Origin of the sequence: Streptomyces sp. NPDC047853 (genome assembly GCF_043204535.1) — a bacterium.
Taxonomy (GTDB): domain Bacteria; phylum Actinomycetota; class Actinomycetes; order Streptomycetales; family Streptomycetaceae; genus Streptomyces.
This window is the reverse complement of sequence record NZ_JBIDCI010000034.1, coordinates 26,229-48,054: the sequence shown is the minus strand read 5'-3', so window position 1 is coordinate 48,054 and position 21,826 is coordinate 26,229. Positions and strand designations below refer to the sequence as shown.

Here is a 21,826-nt window from a genome sequence, read left to right as displayed (position 1 = left end):
GGCTGCACACCTACAATCACCACCGCGGACACACCGCGCTGAAAGGCCAACCACCCGCCAGCCGCGTCCCCAACCTCACGGGTCAGTACACCTAGTCGAGTGATGCGGAGGGCTGCCCGGTCGGCACGCTTCACGGCCTCGACGCCTTCGATCAGGGCGCGTCGGACCTCACCCATGCTGAGACCGGCTGGCCGGGCACAACCGCCGATGGTGTCGATGAGGACGAGGCGGGAGATCTGGCCTTGGGGGGTCGTTCAGGGCCGTTTGGGAGGTGCGCGAGCAGGTGCGGGTCGAGACCGGGTCTGACCTGGATGGTGCGCCGGACGGGGGAGTCGGTGAAGGGATGAGCTCCTCCCGGGGAGGCGCGCGGTGAGGGCCAGGCATCGGTGGGCCGTTGCTATGGGCCGGCCGGGCCGGTGGCGAAGAGCCCGACCTTCCGCTCCAGGCCGTCCGCGCCGAACACGGTGTCCAGGCTAGTGGCGGACTCGGCTGCTCAGATTTCGCTGCGTGGGGAGAGAGCTTCGCCGCAGGCGGTCAGGGCGGCCGCGGTGTCACCCGGGTGGGCGGCGAGCACGGGGTGGCCCAGCCGCAGGGGTCAGGAGTCAGGGGTCTGCTTGCTCGCTGTTCTGTTCGTGGGGGACTACCTAACCGCCGGGCCCGCGAAAATCTGTACTGACTGCAGTAGACATTAGGTGATGGGTCGGTTATGGTTTCTCTTGTAGCCGAGATCAAGAGAGGCCCGGCAGAGATGAACTGCCGGGCAGTAGTTCCGAGTTGTAGTGCGCAGGACGGTGCGGCGGTGGAGTTCCGAAGCCAGGGCTATTGCAGGACGGCGACGGGACTGACGGCCGGACCGGGCGGCCCGCAGTGATCAGGGGCTGCCATGAGCAGGACCGTAGTACCCGCAGTGCAGTCTTGAGTGGTTCCCCGGTAAAGGCGTCTGGCTGCGGGCGCGCGTACCGGGAAGTTCGGCAGTGGGGTTCTAAGCCAGAGCAGATGCAGGACGGGCGACGGGGCTGGCTGCCGAAGAGTGGCGCTGTTCCAGGCCACCAGCAGTACCGGTTTGGCAAGTGACAGATCAGAGGGAAAGAACGGAGGAGCCGAGCGCCATCAGGATCGCCCGGACGAGTAGCAGGTCCGGGTACCGCAGGACATCGATAGTGAGGTGGTCTCCGGTCACGCATCCGCGATCCCCGCATCCCCGGCAGCGTTCAGGTCGGGCACGCGGAAACAGAAGGCCGGCGCATTTCTGGGGCCGGCAGATGGTGTAGTTCCTTCGGGGCCCTGGTGCCGGTACGGCACCAGGGCCCCTCCATATGTTCCCAGAGAGGTGCAATGACAGCAGACGACTCGTTCGGGCGTCTCGACGACGACGACTATCCCGCCTACACCATGGGCCGGGCCGCCGAGTTGCTCGGCACCACCCAGAGCTTCCTCCGTGCCGTCGGCGAAGCCCGCCTCATCACCCCGCTCCGCTCCGCGGGCGGACACCGCCGCTACTCCCGCTACCAACTGCGCCTCGCCGCCCGCGCCCGCGAACTCGTGGACCACGGCACCTCTATCGAGGCCGCCTGCCGCATCGTCATCCTCGAAGACCAACTCGAAGAAGCCCGGCGCATCAACGCCGAACACCGTCGCGCCGCCGAAGCGTCCCAACCGCCCGCGGCCTGAGGCAGTGTGTGGTCCTTGCCTCTGGCAGGGGTGTACGGGCGTGCAGGGCCTGCGTCAGCCGCCCATGGTTCGGAAGTTCCCCCTCGCCCGCGTCTTCGGCGCGGGCGTGCTGGTGGGCTGCTGGAACCAGGCAGGCGTCTCCGCCTCGCGCACGTGCGTGTGTGGGGGAGGAGGCTGGGCGGCTCAAGACATGGCCGCGTCCGGTAGCTGCCGTCGCCCAAGCGGGTGGTGCTGTCGGCCGGACAGTGGGCCCTCTCTCGCGGGCGGGGGAGGGGCCTGCCGTGGACCAGATCGGGTATCGCGCGGTGATGGCTGCATGCCCCGAGGCGCAGCTGGCATGGTCGGGATCGGTGGGACAAGCCAGCTGAGCTCCCCGGAGCGGCCCACGGCGATCTCGGTGGGGGGGTACGGACCGAAAGGCGGTTGGTTTCGGCCCTAGGGGCCGGCCCACGGCGTGGCCGTTCGGATGCCTCTCGCGGCGGAGAAGGCCGAAGACCCAGGAGTCGGAGACCTCACCGTTGACGACGCAGTCCTCGCGGAGGGCGCCTTCGCGGACGAAGCCGAGCTTCTCCAGGACCCGGGCGGAAGCCGCGTTGCGGGTGTCGGTCTCAGCCTGGACGCGGCTTAGGTCCACGGTGTCGAACGCCCACCGCAGGACAGCGCACGCGGACTCCGCGGCCCCACACGTCGGCATCGAAGACATACCCCAGGGACGCGCTGCGGGAGTCCGGGTTCCAACTGGTCAGGACGCACCAGCCGATGAACGCGCCGTCGGAGACACGGTCGACGGCCACCCGAGCTCCCGTGCCTTCCTCTTCGTCGTGGCAGGTCGCGATGAAGCGCTGGGCGCGGAGCCGGTTCGGTCCACGCCGGGGAGTCTCAGTAACGCAGCACATGGGCGCTGCTGTGCAGCGCGTAGAGCGGCGCCGCGTCGGCGTCGATCCCCCGAAGGTGATGCCTGCGGAACTCTCCCCGCACCCCATCCCATATGGCTGACAACACCTACTGTCACCTCGCCACGGAAGTCGGGCCGGAACCGCTTCTCACCGGCACAGTCTGCAGGGGGATGCGAGGCAAGGAGGGCGGTGGCCGTCGGGTGGCAGGGGGCCAGCACCACCCCCGTCCGGGCAGCCAGCTGGATGGTCCGCGGCGCCGGCCCTCCGTAGCGTTCCGGGCATGGAGATCACGAAGAGTGCGCGGTGGGGCCGGTCCGGACGGTGGCGTGCGGGGCTGGCCGTGGCCGGGGTCGCCGCAATCGGGGCCGCGTCGCTTCTCGGGCCGGGCACCACGGCCGAGGCCATGGGCGCCGGCGGCGGGGACGCACGGTCGCGGCTGCAGCGGGACGCGGACGCGGTACGGGACACGGGAGCCACCGGGCTGACGGTGCTCGCCCGGGACCCGGCCGGGCGCCAGACGCAGGCCCGGTCCGGCACCGCGAGCCTGAAGGACGGCGGCCGGGTTCCCTTCGACGCCTACTACCGCATCGGCAGCGACACCAAGACCTTCACGGCCGTGGCCGCACTCCAGCTCGTCGGCGAGGGCACGCTGAGCCTGGACGACACCGTCGAGCAGTGGCTGCCCGGAGTGGTCGCCGGCCACGGCAACGACGGCAGCCGCATCACCCTGCGCAACCTGCTCCAGCACACCAGCGGCCTGGCCGATTACACGGACATCGCCTTCGAGGACCCGGCGGAGCTGACGCCCGAACGCTTCCACGCACAGCGGTTCCGCTCGCAGACCCCCCAGGAACAGGTCGCCGTGGCGATGACGCGCGCCCCCGGCTGGCTGCCGGACGCGGACGATCCCGGCGCCGAGACGCAGTGGGCGTACTCCAACACCAACTACGTGCTGCTCGGGATGGTCATCGAGAAGGCCACGGGCAACCCCTGGGCGCAGGAGGTGCACGACCGGATCATCGAGCCGCTGGGGCTGCGCCGCACGCTGATACCGGACACCTCGCCCTATGTGCCGATGCCGACGGCCGCCGGGTACACGCAGTTCCCCGGCCGGAACGACCTCACCGACACCACGCTGGCCGTGGGCGGCGGCGCGGACGGCGGCATCATCAGCACCACCCGCGACATGAACACCTTCCTGCGCGCCCTGATGGGCGGCCGGCTGCTGCCGCCGGAGCAGCTGGAGCAGATGCGCACCACCGTCCCGGCGCCCCGCTACGCCACCGACGGCAGGACCCGCTACGGGCTCGGCCTAGCCTGGCGCCCGGCCGCAGGCTGCGCGGGCGGGATCTGGTACCACGGCGGCACGTCCTTCGGCACCGCCTCCGAGACCGCCGTCACCCCCGACGGCCGGGTGTCGGCCGCGGCCGCTGTCTTCACCACGCGCTTCGGTGACGAGAAGCGCTTCCTCGAGCAGGCGAAGGCCGCGGTCCGCCTGCTGGACCAGGCGGTGTGCGGCGACCGCAAGCCCGGGTGACCAAGGGGCGCACTGGCAGACCGGACAAGCCCCCGGCCTGACCAAAGCCGTCCGCAACGGCGACCGTGAGATCTCCCAACGCGCCCTGTCCAACGCCGCCCTGCGCACCGTCGCACGCTTCTGCCACACCGCGGACGAGGCCATCACCCGCCACCATGTCTCTCGCCTGCGCGGTCTGGACGACTGCGACCTGCAAGCCCACCTCGTCGCCCACATCATGCCGTTGTGAAGTGCCGTTGCGATGCCAGCGCAGTCGTGTCATTACTGAGCCAGCGTCAGTGCGTCGTGCCTGTCGTTCTTCTGCTGGCCCGGGATGCGCACTGTGTATGGCGTGGGCGGTCTGCACCATCCGGCCGTTGAGGCTGCACAACGCTGTGACCTGCATGGTCGGGTCTGTGGGCGGGGCCTCTTCAGATGACCGGCGGAGGGGCTCGAAGGCTGAGAAGCGAATCCTCATAAGGTCCCAGCGCAGCTTGGTGCCCGCCCATTCGGCGATGTACCGGCAGTGCACTTCGGCGGTCGGCGGCATCCACTGGGCCGGGTCTTGGTCGGCCTTGGACCGCTTCGAGCGGGCCGTGACCGCCACCAACGATGCCTGCGCGCTGCGGTCGTTAGCGTAGGCCTCACGCCGCTCGGCCGTCCACGCGGATGCGCCGCTGTCCCAGCTCTCCGCCAGCGGCACCATGTGGTCGATGTCCAGGCCGGAGGCGGAGGTCACCCACACCTGGTCGTAGTACGACCACCACTGCCCGCCCGAGAGCCGGCACCGGGGCCCGACCGCGGGCGGCTCGATGGCCTCGTCGATCAGGACCTCGTTGCGGGTGGAGCAGCCATCGGACGGGTCGTCCCCCCGGTTCCAGTGACGGAAGGCATCACGGTCGTAGCCCTCCCGGGACTCGGCGGCGACCTGGAGGCGGGTGACGGCTTCGGCGACGGAAGCGTCTTTGCCGCGTGGGCCGGTGTGGACGCGAAGACGGACAGGACGGCGAGGGAGGCGGCAGGCCGCGCAGCACGGAGGTGACCATGAGCTGTTGATAGCGGCGGGGGAGGGGCACGATCAGTGGTTCGCCGAGTGCGCCGCCCGTGTGAGTGCAACGGTCATACCGGCCCCCTTCACCCCGGCGGGGCTGCTCTGCCGCCTCCAGTCCCGTCTCAAGGTGCGGCGAGAACGCGGCGACAGTGTCACTGGCCGCTTCATTGCGCTGGTTGCTCAAATCGTGCTCAGAAAAGCCACTTGTGCTGGCTGTGTACATGCCGTCACGTCTAGCGTTCGGGACACTCGATCGCCACGGGGGCGATCCACCAGGACTTGGTGGCTTCATGAGTAGAGCCCGCATATCCACAAAAATGCTGGCCCCTACCTGCCTGACTGTCCTCGCCGGACTGACCACCGGCGGCACCGCAGTCGCTGAGGAGCCGTCAGCGACGGCCACCGACACCACCGTCGTCGAGACCGCTCCGCCGCCGGAGCCCGAGGAAACCGACCTCATTGAGGGCGCTCCCACCGGCGAGGCCCCTGCGCCAACGACATCGCCCGCACCTGATGCCACCGCGGGAGACGACGAGATCGACCTGCCGACGTCCAAGCCGAGCGACACCCTGGACGCGAGACCCTGCGAACCGGGCTACCGGTACACGCCCACCAGCAAGGACAAGGACTACCACAAGGGCGTTGGCGCCGAGCAGGCCAACTACAACGGCACCTCGCGCACCGCGAGATCCACCTTCACCTCCGAGGTGACCGGAAAGGTCGGCATCTCTTACACCGACGAGCTGAAAGTCGGAGCCTCGGTCGTAGTCGCCGAGATCGAGGGCAAGTTCAGCGTCAACGTGGCCGTGGAACTCACGGCGAAGCTGGGCAACACCATCGCCGTCAACACTCCGTCGAAGCGGACCACCCACGCCCGCTACGGCGTGTACCGGCTCAAGTCCTACGGCTACAACCAGTACGTGTACGCCAACTGCACCAAGGGCGTGAAGAAGAACGTGACCATCTACACGCCCCGCCGGACCGGCTGGGTGCTGTGGGAAACCAAGTGACGGTCCGCCGCAGGACAGCGGCGTTGACCCTTCTGCTGCTGGCCCTGGCGGCAGCAGGCTGTACCTCCGGCAACGAGACGGACGACGCTGCCACGACTCCGGCACCCAGGACGTCGGGCCCACCGACCAGTCAGCACAGCGCTACGCTCACGCCGCCGGCGCTCGATCCCGAGGCCGGTGAAGACATAGCGGGTCAGCGCGGCGAAACTCGCGGCAATGCGAGCTTCTCCTACGACGCGGGTTCCCGGGGCAAGGCGCTCATCGTCGCGGTCAGTTGCCGGGGTACGGGCACCGTAAAGGTCTCGCTGCCCGTACTGGGAACGGACTTTCCGCTCGAGTGCAGCACGGCAGAGCCCGCCGTGACCTACAACCAACTCGTCATGAACGCCGCCCACAAGGCCGGCACCGTGGCAGTCACGGCCCCCTCGACCGTCACCTGGGCCCTCACCATCGGACGCGGCAACGCCGCTGAGCAGGAACCCCCCACAATGGGATGACGTCCGCCAGCAACCCGGCCCCGCGACGGCCACTCCGCACTATGAGGGCTGGCCGTCACCGTGACTGTCCCAGCGTCTGGGTGACCACGACGACCGCGGCGACGGCCAGGTCGCCGGGCAGCGCCAGGGCGAGGGGGAGAACGACGAGGGAGTTGCAGGTCGCCCCGGTGAAGACGATCGCCCGGCCCGCGGGTGAGTCCAGGGGGTACAGGCGGGCCACGACCTTGCCAGCGAACGCCATCCCCGGCCCGAGGCCGGGCGCCGCCCGGCCGAGCAGTCCGCCGACGGCCATCGCCGCCGTCACGATGGGCGCAAGCGGCAGCGCTGCTCGGGAGTAGGACGGTCCAGGTCGGCGGCGAAGCGGGGCAGGGCATCGTACGTGGGCACGGTGAACTCTTCCAGGAAGCACGAAGCCCCCGGCCCCCGGCCCCCCGCCGGGGGCCGGGGGTGGCTGCTCGTGTTGAAGGGCGTCGGTGACGTGGTCTGCTCAGCGGTGCTGGTTGGTTGGGGCTGTCGTGCGCTCGATGACGCTCGATTGGGTTGGAGCGGGATTCCGTGAGTGGGGCGTTGGCCGGGGCGCAGGCGATTGCGGGGTCTCCGTGGACCTCGACCGTGAACGGGACGGGGTCGAGGTCCATGAAGGACAGGGTGGCCGGTACGGGTCACACAAGATCACCCGGTGAATGCTTGTTCATCGCGGTTGGTGGGTGGGGAGGGGGTGGTGCCGAAGCGACGGTCGCGGCGGGTGTAGGTGTCGATGGCCTGCCACAGGTGGGTGCGGTCGGTGTCCGGCCACAGGGTGTCGAGGAAGACGAGTTCGGCGTAGGTCGACTGCCAGGGCAGGAAGTTCGAGGTGCGCTGTTCGCCGCCGGTGCGGATGAGCAGATCCACGTCCGGCAGGTCGGGGTGGTGGAGGTGGGCGGCGAGGTGGCGGGGGGTGATGTCGTCGGGCTGGATGGTCCCCGCGGCCGCTTGACGGGCGAGTTCGCGTGCGGCTTGGGTGATTTCGCTGTGGCCGCCGTAGTTGATGCACATGTTCACGGTCAGGCCGGTGCGGTGGCGTGTGAGGTGCTCGGTCTGGCGCAGTGCGCGCACCAGGTCCGGTGGCAGTCCGTCGGGGAGGCCGGACCAGCGCAGCTGGACGTCGCGTCGCCAGACTTCCTCGGTTTCCATGACGAGGCCGTCCTGGACCAGGCGCAGGATGGCCTGGATCTCAGCGGCGGGGCGTGCCCAGTTCTCCGAGGACAGGGTGTACAGGCTGAGGTGGGGCAGGCCGATTTCGAGGGCGCCGTAGATGACGTCCCGCACCGCGAGCTGGCCGGCTTTGTGGCCAGCGGTGCGCGGCTGGCCTTGCTGGGTGGCCCATCGTCCGTTGCCGTCCATGATGAGCGCCACGTGTCGGGGGATCAGGTGGGCGGGGAGTTGGGGCGCCTGGACACCGCTGGGGTGGGGCACCGGTGGTAGCGGAGGGGCCGTGCGCGCTGCGCCGTGGTCGCCTTCTGCGGGGTGCGGCAGGTGGATGGTGGCAGAAGTGGTGGCAGCGCTCTGGGTGTGGCGATGCCAGGACCTGGCCGTGCGGAGTCGGCCGCGGGCCAGCGTGAGGTGGAAGCGGACCGGGTTGGCCCGGGAGCGGCTCTGCAGCAGTGCGTGGGGTTGGCGGTCGATGCGGTCCAGTTCGAGCAGGTGCAGGTCGATGACGGTTTGCAGGGCTGCGGCCATGGGTGGGTGCTGGGCGCCGGCGGTCGCGGCCTGAGCCAGCCACTGGCGGGCCTGGGCGGTCATGGCATGGACCATGTCGGCATACCGGCCGTCCGCCCGGCCGTGGGCGAGGTCCTCAAGGCTGACGTCGTGCTCGTCGAGCACGGCGGCGGGCAGCTTGACGAAGCCCTCCTCGGCGTCTTCCCGTAGGTCGCGCAGCGCGTCGATGAGGTTGAGCGCGTCGGTCCACACGCGCAGCGCCTGGGCGTCGTCGGGCGTGAAGGCCAAGCCGGGGGTGGTGAGCAGGACCATCAGGCGCTTCACGCCGAAAGGGAAGGTGAGGGTGTGCCAGTAGGTGTACCAGTCGTCCCAGGAGGTGATGGCGCTCTGGCCTTTGGCGTCCTGGCGGTATACGGCGTTGGCTGCCGTTACTCCGTCGCTCGGCAGGTCCCAAGTCCATACGGCGTGCACGAGGGCTGCGCGCAGGGGGTCTTCGCTGTGGCCTGCCCGCAGATCGGCCTCCAGTAGTTCGCTGAACCGGCTGACGCGTTCGACTCGTTCCTGCCGGTCGAGGTGCTGGGTGTCGGAGAGGTCGTCGAGGTGCCGGCCGTATCCGTACATGGCCCAGAACAACGGTCGCAGCCGGCCGGGCAGGAGCTTGGTGAGAGCTGCTTCCACCGGACCCGACCGGTGCATCAGGCGGCGGCAGAGCTCGTAGCCGGTGATGACCGTGGTGTCGTGGATACCGGCTTGGCGGTAGACGTACGTGCGGACCGGGTGCAGTAGACACAGGGCGATCTGGCGGGCGCGGGGCCTGGTGGCGTGCCCGCCCAGGAGTCTCTGTGTGATGGTGCGCCGGCTGGTGCGGGCGGTGAAAGCAGCCAGGCCGGCGGCGGTCAGTCCTGCCGACCAGCACAGGCCGAGCAACAGGTGCCGCCAGGGGGTGTGGGTGAGGTCGACCGCGGACACGGCGGACTGCATCGCCCCGTAGGCGGGCAGCCACTTCAGCAGCGGACTGTCCGCAGAAGGGTTGGCGACGGGGTTCTGCAGCGTCAGATCGATGAAGCTCAGCATGATGACGGCAAACATCCCCGCCAGCTCACTGCGCAGCAGCGCCGCCAGGAGGATCCCGACGCCCCCGTACGTCAGGGCTCCCACCATGAACGCCGCCGCCATGACGTCCAGGCGCTCAGGCCGGTAGAAGAAGCAGACCCATGCGGTGGCATACGAGGCGGTCAGTGCCGCGGTGAGGAGCAGTACGGTGCTGCGAGCCAGCAGCAGGCAGATGCGCGGGTAGCCGGCGAGCACCATGCGGTGGTCGAATTCCGCGGAGCGGCTGGCAGCGAGGAACATCATGAACCCGACGATCAGCGCGAGGGAGTGCAGCCCACCGGACAGCTGGCTGACCGTGTTGGCACCCAGGGCCACGGGCTGATCGGCCGCGCGCAGGAAGAACCGGACCGGGTCGCTGGGCAGGACCTGGTAGGCGAGCGTCAGCCACAGCGGAACGAAGAAGAGCACCAGGACTAGCGCGAGCCGGTTGCGGGCCTGCTCCAGCGCAGCGTGGCGCACCGCTGTCCCCAGACACCGCCCCCACCACCTCATGCGGCACGCCCGGTGACGCCGCGTCGGTCGGCGGTCGGGGTGCCGTCCTGCGACTGGGGCAGGTGGCCAGGGTTGTGCTGGGTCGTTGACACTTTCACTCCACGAATTCGGTGGGAGGCCGACTCTGGCCCCAGGGGGTGACAGGACACGGTCACTGCGAGAGCACGCCTGTCATGGGGTTCGGTTGTGCACGGCCTGGATCGGGTCACGCAGCGCGAATGCCGCCGCGGCAGGCAGGTGGGTGCGGTTCAGGCGTTCCAGGGCGTGGTGGTGGCGTTCTTGGATGAGGTCCTCCCCCGCTTGGCGGGCGCCGCACTCCTCCAGCACCCCCTGGACGCGGGTGCCCTATGGGCGTCCAGATCCGCAGCGCCGCCCGTGCGGAGAAGCAGTTCCTGACCGGCCCGGTCCGCCCGGCGCAGAGCGCAGGCGAGCAGGGCTCCGCCGGAGCCCACGGAGCGGGCAGGCCACAGCAGCGCGGACATTGAACTGGAGGCGTCGTCGCGCACCGCGGTGACCGGAGACTGCCGTCGGCTCATGCGTCCCTTCCCGCGGCGCTGCTGTGGTCGACGGTCAGAACGCCGTCCTGGAGCCGGTGCAGCACGTCCAGACGCTCCCGGTCGTAGGCGAGGTGGGAGACGACCACGACCGCCCGGCCCCGCTCCCGCAGTTTCTGAGCGATGTCCCAGAACCGCAGGTAGGTCTCCCAGTCGAAACCCTGATACGGCTCATCCAAGAGCAGCACCTCAGGGTCGTGCATAAGCGCCAGGGCCAGGTTCAGCTTCTGCCGCGTCCCGCCGCTGAGCGTGTGCATGCGGCTGCGAGGGCTCTCGTCGAAGCCCAGCTCTTCCAGCAGCTCCCACACGCGCGCACAGCTTTCGAGCCGGTAGGCGGCCTGGAAGGACCGCACGTGCTCAGCGACCGTGAATGCCGGGTGCAGCACAGTATTCTGCGGGCAGTATCCGATCCGCCCTCGGCACTGGACCGTCCCGCTGTCGCCCGCGGCCTGACCCGCCAAAATGCGCAGCAGTGTGCTCTTGCCGGCGCCGTTCGCGCCGACGATGCCCAGCAGACAGCCCCGCGGCACGTCCAGGCTTACCCCGCGCAGTACCGGGCGCCGGCCATAAGCTTTACGGACGCCATGGAGACGCAGAAGGGTACCTGCGGACGCCCGGGTTGAATTGTTCACACCATAAGCAACGACTGGGCTGCGCGATGGTAGCGCGGTAACAAGCGCTCCGTAGCGTGCAATCAGCACCCGACGTCCACGGTGCCACCCATCAACCCTGCGAACCCGCTCGCAAAGCCCGCCCCTGGCACCTCCGACACTCGGGTTCAAGCATGGGCACTCCCCAGATTCCGCGAACCCGCGTGCTTCGCGGAGGCCAGCGCGGAAGCGCCCGTCGGCGTCGCGCAGGTCGTGGACGAAGGCGCTGACGGCCCGGCGGAATCGGCGGCGCTGTTCAGGGGCGAGGCGGCGCAGGTCGTTGTCGAAGCGGGTCATGGTCTCGTATGTGGGCACGTCGGTCCTCCAGGCAGCAAGAAGTCCCCGGCGCTGCCGGGGGCGGAGAGTGGGTGACGTGGTGCAGGGCGCGGCGTCCTTGGCCGCTGGGTGGGGGAGGGGTACGTAGATGAGCGCTCGTTGACGGTGGATTCGTCTGCTGGCGGCTTTCGGTGTGTGAGAGGCGCGTGTGACTGGCTGCCGCGCAGCATTTACATGGCCCTGGTGGTGTCCGCCGGGCGGGCACGGTGGCGCCGCGAACACCCGCCGTACGGGTTCGGCCGTGAAGTACCGGTGAACTTCCCGCCTCACGGGATCGTGCTTTCTCGCGCTTCAGAGCCGGTGTGTGCTGGGGCGATGCTGAGTGTCGCGAAGATTCAGAGGCGTGACGCGTGGCGGTACTACATACGCGGAGTGGCGTTCGGCGACGGCCGCCGCCCGGTCGGCCAGTCGTTGAACGCCCAGGAGCTGGCCGGGCTCCCATCGAGACGGTGGCTGGGGCGTGGTCTGCGTGCGCTGGAGCTCACCGAGGGCGCGGAGGTGTCCGAGCGTCAGTTGGAGCTGCTGTTCGGTGAGGGCCGGCACCCGGACGCGGACCGCATCGAGCGCGGCCTCCTGGACGACGGCGTCGACGCGGCGACGGCCCGCCGGCTGACGGTAGGGGCAGCCGATCGAGGACATCGAGGCGCGCAGGCAGACCCCGGTGCTCGGCATGGACCTCACCTTTCGGCCGCAGGCATCGCTGGTCGTGCTGTGGGCGCTGGGCGATGCCACCGTGCGCCGGGTCATCGAGCGGGCCCATGAGAGGGCCGTCGCCGCGGCGCTGCGCTGGCTGGAGGATGAGGTTGCCGAGACCAGGTGGGCGTCAGGCCGGCGGCCGCGCGAAGACGCCCGCGCTCGTGGTCGCTGCCTTCCGGCACTTCGACAACCGCGACGGGCTGCCGCTCCTGCACGAGCACTGCTTGATCCTCAACCGCGTCCAGCGCCTGGGCGCGGACGGCGATCCGGTCTGGGGCGCTGTGGACACCTACCGCCTCTACCAGAACGTGGTGGCCGCCGGGACGCTCTACACCTTGGCGATGACGACAGAGGTGTGCGAAACCCTGGGGCTGGCGACCGTGCCGCGCGAGGTCACTCCGGGCCTACGTCCGGTCATGGAGATCGCCGGAGTGCCCGAGGACCTCATCAACTGGTCGGCGTCGCGCCGCCAGCGCATCGAGGACACCCTGGAGGTGCTCACCGACCAGTACGTGAAGGACCACGGGCACCTGCCCGGCGAGCGCGGCCGCCACCAACTGGGCTGGTAAGCGGCGCAGGAGACCCGGCCCGCGAAGAAGAAGCCGAAGCCACTCGCGCAGCTGCTCGCGTGGTGGCGGGCCTCCGCGATCCTCCGCTTCGGCCAGCAGCTCATCAACGGCCTCCTGGACAGGTGCCGGGCAGCCGGAGCGGCGATCCGGGCGCGGGTGGATTCCACCGTGGACGTGACGCTCGCCGCCGTCGACGTCGCCGCGGTCGTCTTTACCGTGCGTGAGAAGTTCTCCCGGCGCCACATCCTGGCCGAAGCGCGCCGGCATCTGCTGGAGACGCTGCGTGGCCGCGAGTTCACCCGCGGCCTGGACGACTACATCACCCACCGGGCCCTGCTGCGGTACTCCCGTCGCCGCACCGTCGCGAAGCCCGACCGGAAGGCTCCGACGCCGGACCCGTTCAGCTACACCGCCGACTTCCCGGTGCCGCACCGGTGGTGGATCGCTCCCGCCCAAGGCACGCCGCCGCGGGAGTCCAGCCGCTACGAGCGAGCCCGGGTCGCCAGCCTTGCCGTGCAGAACGCGATCCGCGACGCCCGCATCCGAGCCGCGAACGCCACCGAGGCGACGGCCTCGGCCGTCTCCGCACCCGCCGACCACCGCGACCTTGAGGGCGAGACGGCCTCCGCTCCCCACACCGTCGACCACCCGGGCCGGGCCGCCACCCTGGCGACTCCGGCGCAGCGGGCCGCCGCCGTCCAGACCCATCAGCAGGCCGCGATGCCCGAGGAGTACCTGGAGGGCCGCACGACCGACGCAGCGACGTGGCTGCGCACACCCAGGAACCTGGACCGGCTCGCCGCCTTCACCCGCGCCGCCGACACCCGCCGCCGCGCCATCGAGGACCGAAAGGCCCCGGCCGCCGACCCTGCCAATCCGGTCTACCAGCGCCGCCAGGATCACGAGCAGCAGCGCCAGCAGCCCGACCTCGGCCAAGGCCAGGGCCTCCGCCCGTGAAGCGCCGTGTGGTCCGCACGGCGGAACGGACAACGAAGTCACCGCTCCAGGTGCCGGGACGCGTCCGACAGCCCATCCCCGAAGCCACCGGGGAGCGGGGAGGGTGCCAAGGACCCCAAGAGCACGGAGGCCCTCATGGTTGCCCCGACCCCGCTGAACCTCTCGCGGGAGCAGTGCGAGCGGCTGGAGCAGCTCGCCGACGCGGCCCGGCTGCGTATGACGCTGCCGCGGTCGCCGAAGCCGCCGCCCGCCCGGCGCCGCCCCTGCTCCCGGCAGTACCCCGAGGGCCGGCCGAACCCGTGGCACACCGCGCGGGGCCGTCGCCGGGGATGATCGGACGCGTCCTGTTCTTCTGCGAACGTACTGAGGAGGGCGTGCATGCCGGGTGACCAGACCGAAGAGGTGAGCGGATCGCCGGACCAGGGACCAGGGAGAAGCTGGTGGCAGCACGGCGCCTGGACACAGGTCGGGACTGTGGCGGCCGTTTTGGTGGGAGTCGGCACACTGCTGGTCTCGGCCATTGCGACGTACCTCCAGGCGGCTGTAACCGGGGACCAGCTTGAGCAGTCCCGCCGAGTGTCCGAGCAGGCAGCTCGAGAGCAGGCCGCTCTCGTCTCACACTGGACGGAAGACGGCCGATCGGACCTCCACATCATGAACAGGTCACTGGATCCGATCCACAACGTCGAGCTGATGCTCCGTGCCTGGACCGCGAAGGACGACAGCGACGAGCCCCCGCGCGGCCTGGTGGTCTTCGTCCTCGACCTGGGAAGCCTTCGCCCCTGCTCGGAGATCGTCATCTCCGAGGAGGCCGTCGGGCTCCGTTGGAAGCCTCACCCGGGCGAGCTGGCTGCACAGAAGCCGGTTGCTCCCGGCTTGCCGCGCGGCGTGGACACATGGCGGGAGCTCAACGGGCTGCGATACCTGGAGTTGTCGGAGCTGGATTTTGTGGACAGGGACGGCATCAAGTGGAGCCGCGACGGCGACAATCGCTTGGAGAGGGATCAGGATTCGATTTTCCACGTGATTGGTGGGGATGTAGCCGCGCCGGGGAGGACCGTCCGGACTCCGCAGGCCAGGCCCGTGGAGACCTGCGAGCAGGGGTGACCGCCGATTGGCGGAGGAGTGAGTTCACGGGGACGAAGAGGAACCGGGCAAAGCCTATGCCCCAGTAGCGGTGGCTACAGCCCTGGCAGATGTCGGCAGCCGAGCAGGAGTTCGTTCGGAGCAAGGCCCGGATCGAGAGCGGCGCGACGTTCCGCGGCCAGAAGCCGTCGGACTGGCGGCGCGGAGCCGCGTCGTCCAGCACCTGTCCCGCCTGCTGAACTCCGCCCGGATGGTGTGGCGTCAGCCACAGACAAAACAGCTCTGCAAGGGATGGTCGAGGCGAAATCGGACGCCTGCCGGGTCTGGCCGTCAGACCGCGGACAAGGGGTCCTTCCTCACGGTGTTCCCGGCCCGTGCGCACATCCGCGCGCGGGCCGGACGACCATCGACCCGGCCAGCAGGCCGGAGGAACGAGGACACCGTGCCAGCCCCCGACCGACCTACCCCTTCCCGCCGCCCCGCGCGGCCGCGATCCTGGAGCCCGGCCCCTCACACCGTCGCCGACCGGCCTCGCCGCGCCCACCGGGTCGACTGCTGGGCAAGCCCTGGTGAGGTCCTGCCGCTGGCGCTTGCGTTCCCACTGCCGAAGCCACTTCCGTGCCCGGCAGCCACGCACTCGGCATTTTCCCTTGTCACCACGGGTTTCCGGCCCTGCGCCGGATCGTCACAACCCTCTTCTCACCCTTACTACTTGAGATGGTTGTCGGTGGTAGGGGAGATCATCGGGTTCGGGGGCCCGGTCCCTTCCACGGCCGGGGGCCGGCGCCCGGCTGTGGGCCGGTCGCGGACGACGGGAGGGCGAGCCTGATGGCGGGCAAGCGCAAGGAGAACCAGGCGGGATCGAGCAACGACCTGCGCGCGGATGTCCTACGAGTCCTGGGCGTGCTGAAGATCGCCACCGCCGACCAGATCCAGCGGCTGTCCACGCCGCACCTGACCTACCGGCACACGACCAAGCCGACCCCAGCGAAGCGGAAGGAAGCCAGGACCGCCTCCCACCGCGCCGCGGTGAACGACCTGCGGCGCCACGGCCTGGCCATGGACGGCGGCCGCACGCGGGGCGGGGAGGAGACCCGGCTGCTCACGAAGGACGGCCTGGCCGCCGCCGCGATCGACCTGGACCGCGAGCTGGAGGAGATGGGCGGCATGCCCAGGAGCGGGGGCCGCTCCGGCGCCTCGCACGCGATGACGGTGAACGAGACGGTCATCGCGCTGATCCGCCCGAAGCCGAACCTGGACAAGGTCACGCGCGAGTCGGCCGAAGCGGTCGCGGCCGCGCGGACCGCAGCCTGTGCACCCGACGGAATCGGCACCCTCGCCTCCTACGCCACCGAGGTCGCGCTCCCGGTGAAGGGCACCTGGAAGAACCCCGCGGTCGGCAGCGCCCGCGCCGACGTCGTCCTGACCGCCCCCGAGGCCGGGCTGCCGCTGCTGTTCATTGAGGTCGACAACTGCACCGAGGAAGCCGTCCTCATTGCGAGGAAGTTCGACAAGTACGCCCGGTTCTTCCAACGGCAGGAGAAGGACACCGACGGCATCGAGAAGCCGTTGTGGCGCACCCGCTGGTCCGCGCCCGCCGCCGATGAGTACGAGCGGGTGCACCCGCCGGTCCTGCTCGTCTTCCACCAGACCGGCCAGCGCTCCGCCGAGAACCAGATGGCCAGGGTCGCCGACCTCACCTGCCACCACTGGCAGGGCATCTGGCACCGCGAGGGCGGCTACCACTCCTACACCGGCTGCATCCCGATCGTGGCGACCACCCTGGAGCTGCTGCGCGAACACGGCCCGGCCGGGCCCGCCTTCTGGCGCTTCGGCCGCGACCACCGCCAGCCGCTGCTGGACGCGATCGGCAACGCCCGCCGGGACGCCTACCTCGCCCGCCGCCGCCAGGCCGCCCGGCAAGAACAGCGGCGCCGTGAAGAGCGGGAAGCCGCCCAGCGGGAGGCGCAGCGGCCGGTCTGCGCGGACTGCGGGCAGAAGTTCACCGACGACCGGTGGCAAGCGGTCGGCTACACCGGCGGCTGGGGAGAGCGCGAGTCACACCCGCACCTGTGCGAGCACTGCCAGGACCAGGCCGTCGCAACCGAGCAGCAGGCCGAAGCCGACGAACGCGAGCGCCAGAAACAGGAGCACCTGCGCCAGGAGGCAGAGGAAGAGGCCGCCGCACAGAAAACCGGCGGCTGGCTCTCCCGCTTCCGCGCCTGACCCGGGAAGCCGTGGCCACCGACAACGCGGGCAAGCCCAAGGCGGCCCCGGGCAAGCCCGCGCCCCGGACTCAGCGTCTAGTCGTGCGGTCCCAGGAGCTGCCAGTCGCGGGCCTTCCAAGCTCCCCGGTAGTCGCCGCCCGCTGGCAGATTGACGACCGGCACCACGTGATCGGCGTAGACGATGAAGGCCGCCACCGCACGGGCGGAGTCGCGGATCGGCCCCTGCTTGCTCTGGGACACCCGCCAGCCATTGCCCGGCACTACTCCCAGCGGCTCTTCACCCGGGAGCTGTTCGATCTCCACGAACCCGTCCTGCTCTGCTGCCGGCACTATGCGGCCGGCTTTCTCGTCCAGCACCATCGCGGCGCCGTCCGACTCGCGCCATCCCACGACCGGCCGACTGATCACGTCGTCCTTCTCGGCATGCGGCGCGGGGTCCTTGAACCAGGCTGTGAAACGCAGGTGTGAGTGCATCTCGTCATCCTCGTAGTGATCACCGGTCCATGTCCGCCGTATGGAGATCCCTCGCCACCCAGAGAGCGGTCGTGACGAGACCCACACCTGATCAATCAGGGGGTACGTGTCGAGTTCTACGAACCCTGACCACGGAGCTGTCCCAGTGGCCAGGCGGCCGCGCCCTGTACTGACCCGCACCCCGGCGAACCCCGCCCGCCCGGCCCGTGCGTGAGCTGCCGCTTCCACTACTCGGGGCCCCCGACCACGGGCCCGACCACGGCGCTGGTCGCCCCGACCACAGGACCGACCATGGCAGGTCAAGCGTCGGTGATGTGGTCGAAGCCGCTCAGCATCGGCGTCAGCTCCTGAGCGCATCCGCACAGCGTGCACAGCCGCGTCCCCGGGTGCTCCGCTACGTTCAGCGCTTGCTCCACACCGAGCAGCGGCGCGCCCTGCGGGGCTTCTTCACAGTCCGGGGCGTGCAGCACCCCGCGGGCCGGGCGCCGCCCCTCGCGCTCCTTCGCCAGCACCCCCCCCCGAAGGCCGGCGCTCCCCGAGGACCTCGCGGACCGCCGACGTCGGCGGCGTCGGCGGAAGGGGCTCGGTGGGGAATCCCTCTACGCCGCCGACCAGGTCCAAGCCGCCCATGCCGCCCGCCCGGGCAAAGGCCGCCACGGCGCAACACGCAGCGAGGGCGGCAAGTTCACCGCGCCACCGGCACCGCCCTCGACCGCGCCGCACTCGTCAACATGATCGAGCAGACTGCCGGACGGAACCCCTAGGCGACCGCCGCCGCAGGCAAGCCGTTCCCGTATGTTGCGCTACTGCCTTACGCAACCGGAAAGTGGTGGCTATTCTGCAACCATGTCTGTCACCACAATGACCCTGCGCGTCCCGGACGACATAGCCCCCTCCATCCGGGCTGCCGCCTCCGAGGCCGGCCTGAGCGTGAACGCCTACGTGGTGCGCGCTGCCCGCCGCGCCGCCACCCTCGATGCCGCGAAGCAGCTGGCTGTGCTCGGCCTCGGCGACGACCTGGCGGGCGAGGGCGACACTCTGTGAACCGTGGGGAAATCTGGTCGCTCGCTGACGGCCGCAACGTCCTGATCATCAGCCTGACCGGCCTCGAAGAGGCCTACGGGGCGGTCCTCGGAATCGTGCTGCACGACAGCGGCCGCTACCCCGACACCGCCATGTCCGTTGTCATCGGCGACCCACTGCCGTGCACCGCCGTCGCCGTCAACATCGCACAACTACGCGTCGACCGGTTCGACGGCGCCACACTCATCGGCCCGGTCGATGCCGCGGCCATGTCCCGCGTGGACGCCGCCCTGCGCGCCGTCCAAGACCTGTAAGTAGCTGCTACGACGCTCACCGACAGCCCTTTGGCGATCACGGCGACGTCAGAGGGCCAGAGCTCTGCTCAGGGTGGGGTGGCATTCGATGATCTGATCGATGCCGACGATTTGCAGGACCCGCGAGACGGCATCCGTGGGCGCGGCCAGGCGCAGCGAGCCGCCGGCCGCGGCGATGTCCTGGTGGGCGGCGATGAGGATGTTGATGCCGACGGAGTCCATGAACGTGACCCGGTTCATGTCGATCACGATGCGGGGCCGGACGGCGCCGGCGAGGTCGAGGGCTTGGCGGAGCTGCCCGCCGGTGTGGTGGTCGATCTCACCGGCGAGGGTCACGATGCGGACACCCCCGGTGACAGCCGTCGCGGTCGACAGCCCGCCCACCAGTCCGTCGCGTCCGATGCCTGCCTGCTCCTCGGCCATGTCGGTGATACTTGCATACCAGGCCCCTGCTCCGGGAACGCCCTCCCGCCCTGCCTGATGCGGACGCCGGGCGACCAGGCGGGTGCCGCAGGGAAGGCGTGTGCCGCCGGTGGGCGGGTATTCGCGGGGGCGTGAACGGGGTAGTGAAGGCGGCCGGTATGGACTCAGTGCCTGTGGACGGAGACGGCCTCGCGCCCTACGACCACCTCATACAGACCACGGTCGCCCTGGACGATGACGGCACGGACATCAGCCGGGCGCGTCACTTGGCCACGGGCTTCCTGACGAAGGTCCAGAGCGAGCACGGGCTGCCGGTGGCCCAGCGGGCCATGGATCTGACCCAGCTGGTGGTCAGCGAACTGGTCACCAACGCCCGCAAGTACGCGCCGGGCACCATCCTGATGGACCTGCGCATTATCGGGGACACGGTCGAGGTGCAGGTGTGGGACTCGGACGCGGACCTGCCGATGGCCCGGGCGGCCGATGCGGGGCGGGTCGGCCAGCACGGTTTGGAGATCGTGATGGCCGTGGCCCAGAGCTTTGAAGCCCACCGGGAACCGGTCGGCAAACGCATCTGCGTCCGCATCGCCCTCCTCGACGACCCCGGCGGCGCCATCACCGGCCGCACCCCACACTGACCCAGCGCCCGACCACTTACCCCGCGCCCGAGCCGACCCCAACGCCCCAGCCCTCCATTCCCAGGACCGACGGACGACGCCGACGGACGACGCCTCAACGCCTGTTCTTGAGCCGGTGGCATGATCACGATAAGTCGGGGCAGGCGAAGCCCTGTGTCATCTGCCTCCTCCAACCTGCTCGTGCAGGTTCGGCATGCCTTGACCCAGGCAGGGTTTCACCTGGTTGCGGACGATGCGGAGGACGGCAGGCCAGGGCTTGCGGTGACGGAGGCGCCGACTGGGGTGCTGGTGAAGTGGACCGCCTCGGACGGATTCACCTCGCTGGCGAGGGACCAGCCTGGAGTCTCGGGCGACAGCATGAAGGCGATCGTGCAGGCCGCGGAGTCAGGCCTGCTGGTCCAGCTGGGACACACGGTCACAGAACCGCCCGATGGCGGTGACCTTCTCGTTCTGGCTGATCAGTAAGTCAGGCAGCCGCTCGTTGCAGGGCCCTTGGAGTGACAGGAAGCCGGTTGAGGCTCTTGGTGCCGCGGGTGAGACGGCGGGTCACCAGGGTGATGGCCGCCCAGGTGATCAGGGTCTTGCAGTACTGGACGAGTCGTTCGTAATCCCTCGCATGTCGACGGGCCCGCATGATCCAGGACAGCGACCGCTCGACGACCCAGCGGCGGGGCAGCACGATGAAACCCGAGGTGTCCCGGGGGCGGCTCACGGTTTTGATCGTCAGGTTCAGGTACCAGGCGGCCCCCGGCGCGACACAGCACTGCTCACCGGCCACGAAGGCTGAAGATGATCTAACGTGCAAGCAGCGGCTGGCACGTCCTTCTCCCGGCCTGAGCCAGCCGCGGCGTACCGGCTGGGACCAGTCCCCCGTCCCGGCCGGTACCGCTCCACCAGCTTGCCGCCCCTCCAACACCCCTCACACAGCGCATTCCTTGCGTGGAGCGGCCCAGGGTGCCACACAGCGGGCCGGGGGCCTAGCGGGAGCGCCCTGCGGGAGCGCCCTGCGGGCTCTCCCGGACGCGACGCGCGAGTTCGCCCTTCTTCGTGCTGCGGTCCTGCGCTGCGCGCCGAACGGACCGCCGGGGCCGGCGCCCTGCGGGCGCACCCACCGGCCCCGGTCGACAGCCCGCTGCGCGGCCTCGTCGAGTCCCCGCCCCACCGCGCGGCCTCCTGGTCACCACCACGCCAGAACGAGGACCGAAAGGCGGGCCGCTTCTTCATGGACCCGATCACCTGCACCCACGCCCACCCCTACACCGCCCAGCCGGACGGGACGTTTCGCTTGCGCCTGCGGCCAGCTCCTGGACGTCACCGACACCGAGCCGGACACCGGCCGCGTCTGGACGGTCGACAGCGCGGGCGCCCTGGTCCTGCTCAACGACCCACGCGCCGCCCTGCACGTGCTCCAGGACGCCGTGCAGGACCTGCGGGAGGCCGCGGAGTACCCGTGTCCGCAAGCCGTCCGCAAGTCACCGACCCCTCCCGCCCCTGGTCTACTGGGCCCGGGGCAGCGACGCTCCTGTCGAAAGCGGTCATGGGCCGGGGCGCGGCCTCCGGGGCCGGGGCGAGCGGCGTGATGCCGAGCCACTCCAAGCGCTCGCGCTGCTAGGGCAGGGGACTGTTCCGCGCCGCAGGGCTCGGCACCGACCAGGCCGTCGTCGCCGTCACCGCCGCCGTCGTGGTGCCGCCCCCGGCCGGCACCGCGGCCGCCGCGCCCACCTCCGCGTCGGCGGCCCTCGGGGTTGCGGCGCAGTCTCCGACCGCCGCCGTACCCGCTGGCCGCAGCACCGGGTACGGCCCGGGCTCCCCGCCGGCCGCTCCCGCCCCGGCTACCGGCACTGCCCTGGCCGCCCCGGTTGCCCTGGCCGGTCCGGCGCCGGGGGCGGGGGCACGGGCTGGTTCGTGGACCCCGGCCGCGGTCCGGCCAAGTG

At 70.3% G+C, this 21,826-nt stretch carries 20 protein-coding genes and 6 pseudogenes; 16 read left to right on the top strand and 10 right to left on the bottom strand.

Annotated features, from left to right (window positions below; all coding sequences use genetic code 11):
• Positions 1–1,335: 1,335 nt before the first annotated feature.
• On the top strand, positions 1,336–1,671 hold the full coding sequence (locus ACGF5T_RS35170; RefSeq protein ID WP_356611055.1) for a MerR family transcriptional regulator: 336 nt from the start codon (positions 1,336–1,338) through the stop codon (positions 1,669–1,671).
• A 463-nt stretch (positions 1,672–2,134) separates the two neighbouring features.
• Here ACGF5T_RS35170 and ACGF5T_RS35165 read toward each other — a convergent pair.
• Positions 2,135–2,661: pseudogene (locus ACGF5T_RS35165) on the bottom strand (GNAT family N-acetyltransferase); the annotation flags it as partial.
• Between the two features lie 186 nt (positions 2,662–2,847).
• Here ACGF5T_RS35165 and ACGF5T_RS35160 point away from each other — a divergent pair.
• Positions 2,848–4,104, top strand: coding sequence for a serine hydrolase domain-containing protein (locus ACGF5T_RS35160; RefSeq protein WP_366769422.1), 1,257 nt, complete (start codon positions 2,848–2,850; stop codon positions 4,102–4,104).
• Positions 4,105–4,117: 13 nt separating this feature from the next.
• Positions 4,118–4,327, top strand: a pseudogene (locus tag ACGF5T_RS35155) (DNA helicase); the annotation flags it as partial.
• A gap of 234 nt (positions 4,328–4,561) precedes the next feature.
• On the opposite strand, the pseudogene ACGF5T_RS35150 reads toward ACGF5T_RS35155, so the two are convergent.
• Positions 4,562–5,129 (bottom strand): annotated as a pseudogene (locus ACGF5T_RS35150) (HNH endonuclease); the annotation flags it as partial.
• 322 nt (positions 5,130–5,451) lie between these two features.
• On the opposite strand from ACGF5T_RS35150, the gene ACGF5T_RS35145 reads away from it, so the two are divergent.
• Positions 5,452–6,144, top strand: coding sequence for a hypothetical protein (locus ACGF5T_RS35145; protein ID WP_392890294.1), 693 nt, complete (start codon positions 5,452–5,454; stop codon positions 6,142–6,144).
• Positions 6,145–6,167: 23 nt separating this feature from the next.
• Positions 6,168–6,641 carry a hypothetical protein gene (locus tag ACGF5T_RS35140; RefSeq protein WP_392889933.1) on the top strand — a complete coding sequence of 158 codons (474 nt, stop codon included), beginning with the start codon at positions 6,168–6,170 and terminating at the stop codon, positions 6,639–6,641.
• A gap of 55 nt (positions 6,642–6,696) precedes the next feature.
• On the opposite strand, the pseudogene ACGF5T_RS35135 reads toward ACGF5T_RS35140, so the two are convergent.
• The 4 genes and pseudogenes from ACGF5T_RS35135 to ACGF5T_RS35120 all read right to left on the bottom strand — a co-directional run.
• Positions 6,697–6,882, bottom strand: a pseudogene (locus ACGF5T_RS35135) (arsenic resistance protein); the annotation flags it as partial.
• Positions 6,883–7,313: 431 nt separating this feature from the next.
• Complete coding sequence (gene uppS, locus ACGF5T_RS35130; RefSeq protein WP_366768829.1) at positions 7,314–9,911, bottom strand: polyprenyl diphosphate synthase; 2,598 nt, start codon at positions 9,909–9,911, stop codon at positions 7,314–7,316.
• Positions 9,912–10,192: 281 nt separating this feature from the next.
• On the bottom strand, positions 10,193–10,480 hold the full coding sequence (locus ACGF5T_RS35125) for a hypothetical protein (RefSeq protein WP_366768830.1): 288 nt from the start codon (positions 10,478–10,480) through the stop codon (positions 10,193–10,195).
• On the bottom strand, positions 10,477–11,130 hold the full coding sequence (locus ACGF5T_RS35120) for an ABC transporter ATP-binding protein (protein ID WP_366768831.1): 654 nt from the start codon (positions 11,128–11,130) through the stop codon (positions 10,477–10,479). Before ACGF5T_RS35120 ends, ACGF5T_RS35125 begins: the two co-directional genes overlap by 4 nt.
• 528 nt (positions 11,131–11,658) lie before the next feature.
• Between ACGF5T_RS35120 and ACGF5T_RS35115 the strand changes: the two genes are divergently transcribed.
• From ACGF5T_RS35115 to ACGF5T_RS35085, 7 genes and pseudogenes are all read left to right on the top strand, one after another.
• On the top strand, positions 11,659–12,246 hold the full coding sequence (locus tag ACGF5T_RS35115) for a relaxase domain-containing protein (RefSeq protein ID WP_392890291.1): 588 nt from the start codon (positions 11,659–11,661) through the stop codon (positions 12,244–12,246).
• A pseudogene (mobF, locus tag ACGF5T_RS35110) lies at positions 12,155–12,749 on the top strand (MobF family relaxase). Before ACGF5T_RS35115 ends, mobF begins: the two are co-directional and overlap by 92 nt.
• Before the next feature lie 168 nt (positions 12,750–12,917).
• Complete coding sequence (locus ACGF5T_RS35105; RefSeq protein ID WP_366768833.1) at positions 12,918–13,706, top strand: hypothetical protein; 789 nt, start codon at positions 12,918–12,920, stop codon at positions 13,704–13,706.
• A 135-nt stretch (positions 13,707–13,841) separates the two neighbouring features.
• Positions 13,842–14,039, top strand: coding sequence for a hypothetical protein (locus tag ACGF5T_RS35100; RefSeq protein ID WP_366768834.1), 198 nt, complete (start codon positions 13,842–13,844; stop codon positions 14,037–14,039).
• Positions 14,040–14,084: 45 nt separating this feature from the next.
• The gene (locus ACGF5T_RS35095; RefSeq protein ID WP_366768835.1) at positions 14,085–14,813 is read left to right on the top strand and encodes a hypothetical protein; all 729 of its coding nucleotides are present in this window, start codon (positions 14,085–14,087) and stop codon (positions 14,811–14,813) included.
• An 89-nt stretch (positions 14,814–14,902) separates the two neighbouring features.
• Positions 14,903–15,031: a hypothetical protein gene (locus tag ACGF5T_RS35090; RefSeq protein WP_366768836.1), complete on the top strand. Its 129-nt coding sequence runs from the start codon at positions 14,903–14,905 to the stop codon at positions 15,029–15,031.
• 589 nt (positions 15,032–15,620) lie between these two features.
• Entirely contained in the window at positions 15,621–17,018 is a 1,398-nt protein-coding gene (locus tag ACGF5T_RS35085; protein ID WP_366768837.1) for a replication-relaxation family protein, read from the top strand.
• A gap of 77 nt (positions 17,019–17,095) precedes the next feature.
• Here the strand turns inward: ACGF5T_RS35085 and ACGF5T_RS35080 are convergent, their stop codons facing one another.
• Together ACGF5T_RS35080 and ACGF5T_RS35075 are read right to left on the bottom strand one after the other, a co-directional pair.
• Positions 17,096–17,494, bottom strand: coding sequence for a hypothetical protein (locus tag ACGF5T_RS35080; protein WP_366768838.1), 399 nt, complete (start codon positions 17,492–17,494; stop codon positions 17,096–17,098).
• A gap of 299 nt (positions 17,495–17,793) precedes the next feature.
• Entirely contained in the window at positions 17,794–18,006 is a 213-nt protein-coding gene (locus ACGF5T_RS35075; RefSeq protein WP_392890287.1) for a DUF6233 domain-containing protein, read from the bottom strand.
• A 334-nt stretch (positions 18,007–18,340) separates the two neighbouring features.
• On the opposite strand from ACGF5T_RS35075, the gene ACGF5T_RS35070 reads away from it, so the two are divergent.
• Complete coding sequence (locus ACGF5T_RS35070; RefSeq protein WP_366768839.1) at positions 18,341–18,538, top strand: toxin-antitoxin system HicB family antitoxin; 198 nt, start codon at positions 18,341–18,343, stop codon at positions 18,536–18,538.
• On the top strand, positions 18,535–18,831 hold the full coding sequence (locus tag ACGF5T_RS35065; protein ID WP_366768840.1) for a hypothetical protein: 297 nt from the start codon (positions 18,535–18,537) through the stop codon (positions 18,829–18,831). Before ACGF5T_RS35070 ends, ACGF5T_RS35065 begins: the two co-directional genes overlap by 4 nt.
• Before the next feature lie 48 nt (positions 18,832–18,879).
• On the opposite strand, the gene ACGF5T_RS35060 is transcribed toward ACGF5T_RS35065, so the two are convergent.
• The gene (locus ACGF5T_RS35060) at positions 18,880–19,254 is read right to left on the bottom strand and encodes an STAS domain-containing protein (protein WP_366768841.1); all 375 of its coding nucleotides are present in this window, start codon (positions 19,252–19,254) and stop codon (positions 18,880–18,882) included.
• A 158-nt stretch (positions 19,255–19,412) separates the two neighbouring features.
• Between ACGF5T_RS35060 and ACGF5T_RS35055 the strand changes: the two genes are divergently transcribed.
• Entirely contained in the window at positions 19,413–19,892 is a 480-nt protein-coding gene (locus ACGF5T_RS35055; RefSeq protein WP_366768842.1) for an ATP-binding protein, read from the top strand.
• 153 nt (positions 19,893–20,045) lie between these two features.
• Positions 20,046–20,357 carry a hypothetical protein gene (locus ACGF5T_RS35050; protein WP_366768843.1) on the top strand — a complete coding sequence of 104 codons (312 nt, stop codon included), beginning with the start codon at positions 20,046–20,048 and terminating at the stop codon, positions 20,355–20,357.
• A 64-nt stretch (positions 20,358–20,421) separates the two neighbouring features.
• On the opposite strand, the pseudogene ACGF5T_RS35045 reads toward ACGF5T_RS35050, so the two are convergent.
• Positions 20,422–20,628, bottom strand: a pseudogene (locus tag ACGF5T_RS35045) (transposase); the annotation flags it as partial.
• Positions 20,629–21,826 lie beyond the last annotated feature (1,198 nt).